Raw genomic sequence first — 12,084 nt, 5'->3', positions numbered from 1 at the left:
TATGACCCAAAAAGCTTCCTCTCGTTCCGGCGCCGCAAACCGCGCCGCTTCCCGTCCCTCCCAGCAGCCCGAAAGCGGCTTCAGCTACCACCGCGATTTTTTCGAAGACCTTGTCGACACCGCGCTGGGCCACGCCAAAAAACTGGGCGCCACGGACGCCGCGGCCGAGGCTTCCGAAGGCTGCGGCCTGTCGGTCAGCGTGCGCAAGGGCGAGCTCGAAAACGTGGAACGCAACCGCGACAAGTCGCTGGGCATCACGGTTTACATCGGCAAAAAGCGCGGCAATGCCGCGACCAGCGATTTCTCCAAGGCGGCCATCGAACAGACCGTGAAAGCGGCCTATGACATCGCGCGCTTCACCGCGGAAGACGAAACCTCGGGCCTGCCCGACGACCGCGACATCGCGCGCGTGCATCGGGAGCTGGACCTGTTCCACCCCTGGTCCATAGACTCCGAACAGGCCGCGCAACTGGCCCTGAAGTGCGAAGCCGCCGCCCTGGGCACCAGCCGCCTGATCACCAACAGCGAAGGCGCGGGCGTGTCGGCCCAGCAAAGCCATTTTTTCAGCGCCCACACCAAGGGCTTTCGCGGCGGTTATGCCAGTTCGCGCCACAGCATCTCGGTGGCGCCGATTGCCGGCAAGGGCGACCAGATGCAGCGCGATGCCTGGTACAGCTCCATGCGCGACGCGGCTGACCTGGCGCGCCCCGAGGCCGTGGGCCGATATGCCGCCGAGCGCGCGCTGGCGCGCCTGAAAAGCCGCAAGATCCCGACCACGCAGTGCCCGGTGCTGTTCGAGTCGCCGCTGGCTGCGGGCCTGCTGGGCGGTTTTGTGCAGGCCGTGAGCGGCGGCGCGCTGTACCGCAAAAGCACCTTCCTGGCCGACAGCCTGGGCAAGCCGGCTTTCCCCAAACACATCGACATCAACGAAGACCCGCACCTGCGCAAAGGCAAGGGCAGCGCGCCCTTCGACGAGGAAGGCGTGAAGACGCAGGCGCGCAAAGTGGTGGCCGGCGGCCGCGTTGAGGGCTATTTCCTGAGCACCTACTCGGCCCGCAAGCTGGGCATGCGCACCACCGGCAATGCCGGCGGCTCGCACAACCTGATTCTGACCAGCCGCCTGACCCGCCCGGCCGACGACCTGGACGCCATGCTGCGCAAGCTGGGCCGCGGCTTGTTCGTGACCGAGCTCATGGGGCAGGGCGTGAACTACGTGACCGGCGATTATTCGCGCGGCGCTTCGGGCTTCTGGGTCGAAAACGGCCGCATCGCCTTTCCGGTCGAGGAAATCACGATTGCCGGCAACCTCAAGGACATGCTCATGGGCATCGAGGCTGTGGGCGCGGATGCCTACAACTACGGCGCCAAGACAGTCGGCTCGATTCTCATCAACCGCATGAAGGTAGCCGGGTCCTGACGAGGGACGTTTTGAGCCAAGCAGGGGCCGCGGAACCGGCTTTGCCGGGCCGCAGGCGCAGCGGCCCCCTCGGGGGGCAGGAAGCTACACGAAGTGAGCGACCGTGGGGGTTTAACTTGCCAGCGCGGCCTTCACCGCTGCCGAGACCTGGCCCATGTCGGCCTTGCCGGCCAGTTTGGCTTTCACCGCGCCCATGACCTTGCCCATGTCGCCGGGACCGCTGGCGCCCAACTCGGCCACGATGGCTTTCACGGCGGCGGCCACCTCGTCGGCGCTCAGGCGTGCGGGCAAATAGGCCTGCAGCACGACCAGCTCGGCGGCTTCCTTGTCGGCCAGGTCCTTGCGCTCGGCCTTCTGGAAGGCTTCCAGCGAATCCTTGCGCTGCTTGATCAGCTTGTCCACGATGGCGATCACGGCCGCGTCGTCCAGCACCACGCGCTCATCGACCTCTTTTTGCTTGAGGGCGGCCAGCAGCAGGCGTATGGTGCCCAGGCGCTCGCTGTCCTTGGCGCGCATGGCGGTCTTCATGTCTTCGGTGATCTGGTCTTTGAGGGCTGACATTCGGGGCTCCTGGGGGCGAAATAGGGAAGTGGATGGCGCGGGGCTGGCGCCAAAAGCACAAAAGCCCGCAGAGCGTCCTCGTGCGGGCTTTTTTGTTGCCGTGAGGCGGTACTAAAGGATTAGTACAGCTTCTTGGGCAACTGCATCGAGCGGATGCGCTTGTAGTTGCGCTTGACGGCAGCTGCCTTCTTGCGCTTGCGCTCTGCCGTTGGCTTTTCGTAAAACTCGCGGGCGCGCAGGTCGGTCAGCAGGCCCAGTTTTTCAATGGTGCGCTTGAAACGGCGCAGAGCCACGTCGAAGGGCTCGTTGTCTTTTACACGGATGGTGGTCATTGTTCAATTGATCCAAAAGGTGCGCCTTTATCGATCTGATCAGGATCAGGCCAGGCACGGGTTTGCTAGCAAAGCCTTGGATTATATACCACCCCCACGGTCGTTCACTGCGTGTAACTCCCTGCCCCCCCGAGGGGGCCGCCCGCCCTCCGGCCCGGCAAAGCCGGTTCCGGGGCTCATGCTGGGTTTAAGAGGGGCACAACCAGTGGGGGCCGCGGGACTGGCTCTGCCAGACCGCAGGCGCCGCCCCCTTGAGGGGGGAACAGGCTACACGCAGTGAGCCTGGACGGGGGTGGGTTTACTCTCGGATGAAAGCCAGCAAATCCTGGTTGAGCCGCTCCTTGTGGGTGTCGGCCAGGCCGTGCGGTGCACCGGGGTAGACGATCAGCCTGGCGTTTTTCACGAGTTTCGCGGCGGCGCGGCCGGAGGCGTCGATGGGCACGATCTGGTCGTCGTCGCCGTGGATCACCAGGGTGGGCACGTTAAAGCGCTTGAGGTCCCCGGTGAAGTCGGTGGCCGAAAAAGCCGCGATCGAATCATAGGTGTTCTTGTGGCCCGCCTGCATGCCCTGCACCCAGAACGACTGGATCAAACCCTGCGAAACCTTGGCGCCGGGGCGGTTGAAGCCGAAAAACGGGCCCGAGGCGATGTCCAGGTAAAGCTGCGAACGGTTGGCCAGTTCGCCCTGGCGAATGCCGTCGAAGACCTCGATCGGCAGGCCGCCCGGGTTGGCCGCCGTTTTCAGCATCAGGGGCGGCACGGCGCTGACCAGCACGGCTTTTTTGACCTTCGCCGTGCCGTAACGGCCGATGTAACGCGCCACCTCGCCGCCGCCGGTCGAAAAACCCACCAGCGTCACGTCTTTCACGCCCAGCGTGTCGATCACCGCTGCGAGGTCGGCGGCGTAGTGGTCCATGTCGTTGCCGTCCCAGGGCTGGCTGGAGCGCCCGTGGCCGCGCCGGTCATGGGCGATGACGCGGTAGCCTTTTGAGGCCAGGAAGATCATCTGCGATTCCCAACTGTCCGAGTTGAGCGGCCAGCCGTGGCTGAAGCTCACCACGGGGCCATTCTTGGGGCCCCAGTCCTTGTAATAGATTTGCACGCCGTCCGGGGTGGTGACGTAGCTGGCGCTGCGTGCGGCGGACGCCGCGGGTTGCGGCGCGGCGGCGTCTGCGGCCATCGCGGGGCTGGCGGAGACGGTGGCGGCCAGTGCGGCGGCGGCGGCGAGACGGGTGAGTGCGTTCATGGTGTTCCTTTGAGAGGGTTGCAACAAGTCGGGATCGACAGAACGAACTTTACGCTTCGTAAAATACGATAAGTGTTTAATAATACTAAAAAATTGACTTGGAGTATTTATGAGCGACCGACTTGAAGCCCTGCTACGGCATTTCTCGGTGAGCGCGAATGTGTTCCATTCGGGCGCACTTTGCGGCGTCAATGAACTCGGCGAGGAGGAGGGCACCGGCCAGCTCCACCTCGTGCGCAGCGGCGAGGTCGGCATCAGCCATGGCGGCGCCGAGGTGATGCGTGTCAGCGGTCCCTGCCTGCTGCTTTACCCAAGGCCGATGGCGCACCGCTTCATCACGGATGCCCGGCGTGGCGCCGACTTTGTGTGTGCGCACCTGCGTTTTGAGGGCGGGGCGGCCAACCCGATCGCAGCGGCGCTGCCGTCCTTTGTGTGCCTGCCGCTGGCGCAGATCGAGGGCGCCGCCGGCGTGCTGCAACTGCTGTTCGAAGAGGCTTTTGAACAGCGCTGTGGCCGGCAGGCGCTGCTGGACCGGCTTTTTGATGTGGTGCTGATCCAGGTGCTGCGGCACCTGATGGAAAGCGGCGAAACCCGCTCCGGCATGTTGGCGGGACTCTCGCACCCGCGCCTGCGCCACGCGCTTGTCGCGATGCATCAGGGGCCCGGGCAAGAGTGGAGCCTGGAGGCGCTCGCCGATCATGCGGGCATGTCGCGCAGTGTGTTCGCCAACCAGTTCCGCGATACGGTCGGCTGCACGCCCGGCGTGTATTTGCAGCGCTGGCGGGTGGGGCTGGCGCAGCAGGCACTGCGCCGCGACCGGCCGCTCAAGCTGATTGCCGCCGAGGTTGGTTATGGCAGCGAGGCGGCGCTGTCGCGCGCCTTCAAGGCGCAAAGCGGCCAGTCACCGCGCGAGTGGAAGCTGGCCCAACTGGCCCCGCAGGCCTAGCGCGCCGGTGTCAGCGCTTGCGCGCAGGCGTGCGCCGAGGCCCAGGCCCACTGGAAGTTGTAGCCGCCCAGCCAGCCGGTGACATCCACCACTTCACCGATGAAGTAAAGCCCCGGCTGCTTGGCTTCCAGGGTTTGCGACGACAGGTCGCGCGTGTCGACACCGCCGACGGTCACCTCGGCCTTGCGGTAGCCCTCGGAGCCGTTCGGCGTCAGTTGCCAGTCCGACAGGCGCTCGGCCAGACCTAGCAGCGCTTTATCGGTCGCTTCGCTGATGGGTTTTTGCAGCGCCGGGTCGGTGCTGGCCCAGGCGTCGGCCAGGCGGCTGGGCACGAGGCTGGCGAGTTCGTTGGCGATCAGCTTTCTGGAGGTGGCCTTGGCGCGCAGCAGCAGCTTGGGCAGGTCCACGCCGGGAGCCAGGTTGATGCGTATCGGCTGGCCTTCGCGCCAGAAGCTGGAAATCTGCAGCACGGCCGGGCCGCTCAGGCCGCGGTGGGTGAAGAGCAGGTCTTCCGAAAAGACCACGGCTTTTTTGCGCTGTTTGGGCGTCGCGTCGGCCGGGCTGGTTTCGATCAGCACCGGCAGCGCCAGGCCGGCCAGCTGGGCATAGGGGGCCCAGGCTTCGCCGTCAAAGGTCAGCGGCACCAGCGCGGCGCGCGGCTCCACCAGGCGCAGGCCGAATTGTTTGGCGATGCGATAGCCGAAATCGGTGGCGCCTATCTTGGGAATCGACAGGCCACCGGTGGCGATCACCACCTGCGGCGCCGTGATCAGGCCGCGATCGCTTTGAAGCTCGTAGTTGCCGCCCGCCTCCCGCGGACCCTTCAGGCCCTGGATGGCGCAGGGCTGCCAGCGTGTGACATTTCCGGCCTCGCATTCGGCCAGCAGCATGTTGATCACGTCTTCGGCCGAGCGGTCGCAGAACAGCTGGCCCTTGTGCTTTTCGTGGAAAGGGATGTTGTGGCGCTGCAGCAGGGCGATGAAATCCTGCGGCGTGTAGCGCGACAGCGCCGAGCGGCAGAAGTGCGGGTTCTCGCTGAGGAACTGCGCCGGCGTGGCGTCACGGTTGGTGAAGTTGCAGCGGCCGCCGCCCGAGATGCGGATTTTCTCGGCGACTTTTTCGCTGTGATCCACCAGCAGAACCTTGAGGCCGCGCTGGCCCGCCTGGGCCGCGCAAAACAGGCCGGCGGCGCCCGCGCCTATCACGACGGCGTCAAATTGATGTGTCAAAACAAGCCCTGAAGCGCTGTGGATGGATGATGGATGCCAACAAGCATGAAGCCAGCTTTGTTGGGGCAGGGCGCCGCTGCCGGGTTTTGCATGGGCGCGGCAACATATCGAGTTACGCCAATATATCGCCGCTTATTATAATTTTTGAAAATAACAGCCAGACCCTTGCCTTGCGAGGGCACCAGGAGGATTCCATGCAAGACATCTACCCGCCGGGCCCGGCGAGTTTTCCCGCGTCCCTCACCCAGGCTGCGCCTTCCTACAAGCGGCAGGCCTGGCTCGCCATGCTGGCCTTGCTGGGCTTTGTGGGTTTCTACCTGGCCTTGTCGGGCTGGTTTGCATGGAAGGGCTACAAGCTCATCTATGCCGGTGTTTATGGTTCCTCCACGCAGGGCGTCTGGCTCTTCCTGGCCGGCGTGGCGTCGGCGCTGCTCGCGGTGTTCATGCTCAAGGCGCTGGTGTTTATCCGCCGCGGAGACCTCGGCGGCCTCAAGGAAATCACGGCGGCGGAGCAGCCGGCGCTGTTTGCCTTCCTGTACCGGCTGGCCGACGAAGCCGGCGCCCCGCGGCCGCGCAAGGTGTTTGTTTCCGCGCGTGTGAATGCCGCCGTGTTCTACGACCTTTCCCCGCTGAACCTGTTGTTCCCCTCGAAAAAGAACCTGGAAATCGGCCTAGCGCTGGTCAACGTTTTGAGCCTGTCTGAACTCAAGGCGGTACTGGCGCACGAGTTTGGCCACTTCGCCCAGCGCAGCATGGCCGTCGGCCGCTGGGTGTATGTCTCGCAGCAGATTGCCGGCCACATCGTCTCCAAACGCGACGGGCTGGACAGCTTCCTGCGGGCCTTGTCCCGCTTTGATGTCCGCATTGCCTGGGTGGGCTGGGTGCTGTCGCTCGTGATCTGGTCCATCCGGTCCGTGGTGGACACCTTCTTCCGGTTGGTTCTTCTGGCCGATCGGGCGCTGTCGCGTGAGATGGAGTTCCAGGCCGACCGTGTGTCGGTGTGCCTGGCCGGCAGCGATGCGCTGATCCACGCGCTGTACCGCTGCCGTGCCGCAGACCAGGCCTGGGACCGTGCCCTGGCGTTTGCCAATGAGGAGCTCGCGCGTGGTTTTGCCACGGCCGACCTGTTTGAAATCCAGAGCCTCATCATCAGCCGGCTGGAAAGCATCCTCGATGATCCCGCGTTTGCGGCGCCGCCGGCGCGCACATCGGCAGAGCCTTCGGAACACCGTGTGTTCAAGCGCGAAATGGTGACGCCGTCGCGCATGTGGTCAACCCACCCCTTCAACCATGAGCGCGAAGACAACGCCAAGAAGATTTACCTCGGCGTGCCTCTGGATGACAGGCCTGCCTGGGCGCTGCTGCGTGATGCCGAAGGTTTGCGGCAGGCCGTCAGCGCCAGCCTGTGCAGCCATGTTTCCCCGCAACCCGCAGTCGCCACCCGAGAGCAATCCCTGGCGGCCCTGGAGGCGGCCTACGGCCGCGAATCGTACAAAGCGCTGTACCGCGGCGTTTACCTGTCGCGCCAGCTGACGCGCCGCTACGGCAGCGTTGAAGCGCTGTTTGACGCCCGGCCGGATGCCGCGGCAACAGCGCCTTATCCGGCGTCCCTGTCCGATGCGCTGAAACAGCTCGAAACCCTGCTCGGCGAAAAGTCCAGGCTGAACGCCGTGATCGAAGGAGCGGCGCAAGCGGCGCCAAACGGCCTGGAGCACCGCGGCAAACAGCTTCAGCGCAAGGAGTTGCCGGGCGCCCTGCAAGCCGTGGAGCGCGAAATCTCGGCGGTCGAGGATGAGCTCGCCGCCCATGACCGCCTTTGCCGTTCGCAGGCCCGCGCATGGGCGCTGGCCCAGGGCAATGGCTGGGACGCCTACTGGTCCGGCCTGCTGGCCCTGCTGCATTACAGCGAGCATGTCCAGGCCGACATCGTCGATGCGCACGGCAGCCTGGCCAACATCGTTGCCATGCTGACCGCCGGGCGCAAGGTCAACGACAAGGGCCTGGCACGGATCCTCGACAGTGCCGCGCAGCTTTACCTGCTGCTGTCCCAGGTGAACAACAGCCGCGAAAAACTGGTGCCGGATGCCGGCACACTGGCGCTGCTGGGCCAGCCTGGCTGGTCGAAGGTGCTCGGCGAGTGGGGTTTGAATGCACCGGGCCCCGATAACCTGGCCAGCTGGCTCAATGTGATCGACGGCTGGAACGGCCAGGTGGTGGGCGCGCTTTCCCGCTTGCGGCGTGCCGCGCTGGACCAGCTTCTTGTCACCGAGGCGCGGCTTGCGGAAGCGGCCGCCAGGGGCGAGTCCCTGCCTGCGGCGCCCGCCGCGGCGCAGGTACCGCTGGACTACAGGACCTTCCTGTCCGGTGACGAGCGCCCGCGCCAGAAAAAACTCGACTGGTGGTCGCGCTTCCAGACGGCGGATGGCTGGATTCCCGGAACGGTGCGTTTTGCCGCGGCCGGCGGCATCATCGTCGGCTTGATGGGCCTGGACGGCAGCTTCGGCAACGCTTCCGTCACCGTTTTCAACGGCCTGGATCGTGCCGTGGTGGCACAGCTGGGCGGCGAAAGGGTGAATCTCCAGCCGGGGCAGAAGAGCCGGCGGTCGGTGCCGGCCGATCAGCCCCTGGCGATCTCGGCCAAAACCGCGGAAGGGACCACCATCGAATCCTTCGAAGCGAAGGCGGATGCCATAGGCACCGAATATGTTTACAACGTGGCTTCGGCATCGCCGCTGCTGGAATGGACTGCCTCCTACGGCAGCGCCGCGCAGATTCCCGAGCGGCCGCTGGGCGCGCCCCGGTGGCTGCAGACACGGGTGGATGCCATCCTTGAAAAACCGCCGGAGCAGATCTCCACCAAAGGCCAAGGCGGAACCCGCAGTGTCCTGTCGTCCGCCCCGACGCGGTCGACGCGCGAGAACCTTGGCTTGACGACGGATCCAGAGGCGCGCAAGACGGTGATCCTGATGCATGCCCGCTGGGACGCGGCGGGGTCGCCGGGCGTACTCGACTGGCTGGGCCTGGCGTCGATGTATCCCGAAGCGGCGGAGATTTTCCGCCAGCGCCTGGCGGCCGACCCGCTGGACATGGCGGTGCTGCGCGTCGAGCAGGACTTGCCGGCGGCCGGCAAACCGGACGCCGTTTGCGACCGCGACCGGCAGCTGGCCGCGCGCCATCCCGCCAATACCGACTTGAAATACCTGGTGGTGCGCTGTATGCCCGACGGGCCCCCGCGCGATGCGGCGTTTGTCGCCGGGCACAGGGAGTCGCCTGCCAACCCCTGGTTTGGTTACGCTTCCGGTTTTTCATTGGCGGCCACCGGGCAGTGGCCCGCCGCCGAGCGCGCATTTGGCGCGGCGCTGAAGTTCGCGCCGCTGGCGGACCGGACTGCGCTGGAGCTCGCCCGCGTGCGCCGGCTGCAGGCAGGTGAGAAAGCCGGCCTTGACGACCTGGCGCCCCGCTCCGAGCAATTGCGCATGATCCTGGCGCTGGACAAGCCCAATGGGGCCAAGCTGCAGGGCCAGGACCTTTTTTATTCGGAACTGGCGCGGGGCCATATCGATGTTGCCCGTTCGGCGATGGGGAGCGCGGGGCCGGGCTATTCCCGCATGCTGCGCTTCATGGCGGCTTCGGACGGCGCGCCTGACGACCTGGTCCAACGTAGCCTGGCTTTGCCTGTGACCGAAGGCATAGACCAGGAATCGCTGTGGAGCGCCGTGGGCCTGGCGATCAGGCACAAGCGCAAGACGGAGGACCTGCTTCAGGTGGTCAGGCAGTTGCCTTCAGAGCAGGGCGCGGCCATGCTCCGCTTCATTGATGCGCTCGAAAACGGGCGTGACGTCAAAAAAGCCGAAGAGGCGATGCAATATGCCTGGCCGGGACTCAAGGGGCAGGCTTACGTCATGGGCACTGTCGTGATGGGCAAAGCCGCGCCGGCCAACTGGCGCGACTACGCCAAACGCGCGCTGTTTACCACCGAACGGCCCTACCTGCTCTAGCGGCCCTGGCGTCTTGCGCCGGGAGCCCGGTGGCAAGGGCGCTTCAGCCCTTCCAGGTAAAGGGAAACTTGAGCTGCTTCAAAAAGCCGTTGGGCACATAGTCGCCCAGCACGCCGTAGCGCTCCGGCCAGAGCTTGGTGCTTTTGACGGCCGTGCCGAACAGGTAGTCGATGAAGGCGTAGTGCGCCGAGTAGTTGCGGTCCAGCGCTTCCTGGTCCTGGCTGTGGTGCCAGTGGTGGAAGTTGGGCGTGACGATGATGTAGCGCAGCGGGCCCAGGCGCACGCTGACGTTGGCATGGTTGAACACCGCCTGGAAGCCGACGATCACGATGTAGGCGTCGATCACTTCCTTGGAGAAGCCCAGCACGTAGATGGGCGCCAGGATCAGCGTGCGGGTGATCAGCAGTTCCAGGATGTGCTGGCGCGAACCGGCCAGCCAGTCCATGCTTTTGGCGCTGTGGTGCACGGCGTGCAGGCGCCACAGCACGGGCACCTCGTGGTAGGCGCGATGTGTCCAGTACTGCACCAGGTCGGCCACCAGCACGATCAGCAGCACGCCGCCCCAGAAAGGCAGGCCCTGCACCCAGCCGCGAATGCCGTCATTGGCGGCCCAGCCGAAGAACTTGTGCACCAGCAGGTTGGTGGCCAGCAACACGAAGCCCACGATCATGTGGTTGACGATGAAATGGTGGAGGTCGGTCTGCCACTCGGCGCGAAACACCGGCTGGTCCTTGCGCAGCGCGAACAGCTTTTCAATGAAGATGAAGATCAGCGAGGAACCCAGCAGGTCCAGGATGAACCAGTCCAGGCCGATGTAGGGCGTGTTGTCGGCGAAGTCGTTGACCGGCACCTTGTGGCCGCCCAGCAGTGCGGTGGACACCACCAGCAAAAAGGCGGCGCCGGCCAGCCAGCGCGAGCGGTTGAAGATGATGTTGACCAGCGAGATGCCGCCGGCGATCACCAGCGAGGTGAACATCACGATCCGGATCACGTCGACGTTGTAGCTCTTGCGCAGCTCGGGCGTGGTCAGGTATTCGGGGAAATGGAAGGCCAGCACGCCCAGGAAGCACAGTACGCCGAGGCTGAGCGCGATCACGCCGCTCATGATGCCCTTGCCGCGGCGCAGTTCGCCGTGGCTTTCCGTCAATTCGTTGAGTTTATCGAGCATTGGGTTTTCCCCTCTTCTGTTGTTTTTGACTTGGGGAGTGTAGCCGCGCACGCCGCAAACCGGCAGGCCCGCCCCAGGCGAGCCGGCTTGCGGATTTTTACTGTTTCACGATGACCGGACGGATTGTGAAGACGTTGGGGTTTTTCGGCTCTACGGTGACGCGTACCCAGTGGATCAGCGGGCTGCCGAAGGTCTGCAGGCGCGTGAGATTGGACAGCAGCTTCGTGGGGCTGTAGAGCGGTTTGTCGACCTTGAAGAAATGCGTATCGCCGTGCACCAGTAGCACTTGCCCTGCGAACTGTTCCGTTTCGGTGATGACGTTGCTGATGAAGTTGCGGTAGCCGCTGACCCCCGGCGCCTGGCTTTCGTCTTTGTCTTCGGTTTCCGGCAAGTCAAAGCCAGGGTCAGCCTGGATCACCAAAACAAGGCCACGCGCCTTGCGGGCCTTGGCGTCGGCGAAGGCCTCCTGCATCCAGCGCACATTGGCCGCGTCGCGTTCCAGGTATTCGGCATTCGAGGCTTCGCACTGGGCCGCGGTGCGCGCGCTTTTCTGCGTGCAGTCCTTTTCGTCCAGGATTTTGTTGTTGTTGCTGCCCGGCACGTTCAGCGTCGCGAACACGATGCCCTTGTGCGCAAAACGGGTGTTTTCGACGAATTTTTCGCCCAGCGGAGCTTGGTGGACCAGCGGCAGATTGCGTTTGCCCAGGCTACGGGTCGTGGGGAACATGGTTTTGCGCAAGTAGGCCAGGCGCTCCAGGCCGTCATAGCCGCCGTTGTTCAGTCGGTGGCAGTCCGTCCATTCGTTGTCGCCCGGCACATAGATGACGGGCTTGTTCAGCTCGCCGAACATAGTGAGCGCTGCGGCATAGATGTCGTCGGTACATCTGGAACTGCCGTCCTTGATGTCGCCGTCGTAAATTGAGAAGGCGATGTCAGACTTGTTGATGCTTTTTAGCAGCGCGGGAATCTTTGGGTCGTCGCCCGCTTTTTGATAGGGCATGTCGCCCCACAGGCCGAATGAAAAACTTTGCGCCTGGGCAGAGGCCATGCTGAGCACCAGCAGCGCGCCGGCCAGAAAACGATGAGACATGAAAGCTCCAGTCGAAAGACCGGGAGCTTAGGCACCACCCGTGACAGCGGTGTGACGCGGGGCTTTAGAGCCTGTTTACGGTCTAAACGGGGCCGCG

9 protein-coding genes are annotated in these 12,084 nt (G+C 64.6%); 3 read left to right on the top strand and 6 right to left on the bottom strand.

The features are described from left to right. The first annotated feature begins 1 nt into the window (after position 1). Positions 2-1,417: a metalloprotease PmbA gene (pmbA, locus tag ACSQ27_RS10100; RefSeq protein ID WP_436155307.1), complete on the top strand. Its 1,416-nt coding sequence runs from the start codon at positions 2-4 to the stop codon at positions 1,415-1,417. A gap of 111 nt (positions 1,418-1,528) precedes the next feature. Here pmbA and ACSQ27_RS10095 read toward each other — a convergent pair whose 3' ends face one another. The 3 genes from ACSQ27_RS10095 to ACSQ27_RS10085 form a co-directional block, all read right to left on the bottom strand. After that, a complete protein-coding gene (locus ACSQ27_RS10095) occupies positions 1,529-1,978 on the bottom strand; it encodes a GatB/YqeY domain-containing protein (RefSeq protein ID WP_436155306.1) in 450 nt (149 codons plus the stop codon). Positions 1,979-2,097: 119 nt separating this feature from the next. Further along, entirely contained in the window at positions 2,098-2,310 is a 213-nt protein-coding gene (gene rpsU / locus ACSQ27_RS10090; RefSeq protein ID WP_007872347.1) for a 30S ribosomal protein S21, read from the bottom strand. A gap of 298 nt (positions 2,311-2,608) precedes the next feature. Further along, positions 2,609-3,556: an alpha/beta fold hydrolase gene (locus ACSQ27_RS10085; protein ID WP_436155305.1), complete on the bottom strand. Its 948-nt coding sequence runs from the start codon at positions 3,554-3,556 to the stop codon at positions 2,609-2,611. A gap of 109 nt (positions 3,557-3,665) precedes the next feature. On the opposite strand from ACSQ27_RS10085, the gene ACSQ27_RS10080 reads away from it, so the two are divergent. Next, positions 3,666-4,502: a cupin domain-containing protein gene (locus ACSQ27_RS10080; protein WP_436155304.1), complete on the top strand. Its 837-nt coding sequence runs from the start codon at positions 3,666-3,668 to the stop codon at positions 4,500-4,502. Here the strand turns inward: ACSQ27_RS10080 and ACSQ27_RS10075 are convergent. Then, positions 4,499-5,731, bottom strand: coding sequence for an NAD(P)/FAD-dependent oxidoreductase (locus tag ACSQ27_RS10075; protein ID WP_436155303.1), 1,233 nt, complete (start codon positions 5,729-5,731; stop codon positions 4,499-4,501). The two genes, ACSQ27_RS10080 and ACSQ27_RS10075, sit on opposite strands and share 4 nt — an antisense overlap. A 194-nt stretch (positions 5,732-5,925) precedes the next feature. Between ACSQ27_RS10075 and ACSQ27_RS10070 the strand changes: the two genes are divergently transcribed. Beyond that, positions 5,926-9,729 (top strand): M48 family metallopeptidase, encoded by a 3,804-nt coding sequence (locus tag ACSQ27_RS10070; RefSeq protein WP_436155302.1) that lies wholly within the window; start codon positions 5,926-5,928, stop codon positions 9,727-9,729. Positions 9,730-9,772: 43 nt separating this feature from the next. Here ACSQ27_RS10070 and ACSQ27_RS10065 read toward each other — a convergent pair whose 3' ends face one another. Continuing rightward, positions 9,773-10,897 (bottom strand): sterol desaturase family protein, encoded by a 1,125-nt coding sequence (locus tag ACSQ27_RS10065; RefSeq protein WP_436155301.1) that lies wholly within the window; start codon positions 10,895-10,897, stop codon positions 9,773-9,775. A gap of 97 nt (positions 10,898-10,994) precedes the next feature. Next, positions 10,995-11,987 (bottom strand): hypothetical protein, encoded by a 993-nt coding sequence (locus ACSQ27_RS10060; RefSeq protein ID WP_436155300.1) that lies wholly within the window; start codon positions 11,985-11,987, stop codon positions 10,995-10,997. Positions 11,988-12,084: the final 97 nt, after the last annotated feature.

It is taken from the genome of Polaromonas sp. LjRoot131, from assembly GCF_964252805.1.
GTDB lineage: Bacteria > Pseudomonadota > Gammaproteobacteria > Burkholderiales > Burkholderiaceae_C > Polaromonas.
Note: the sequence above shows the minus strand (reverse complement) of the source record. Positions and strands in the feature narration are given on the sequence as shown.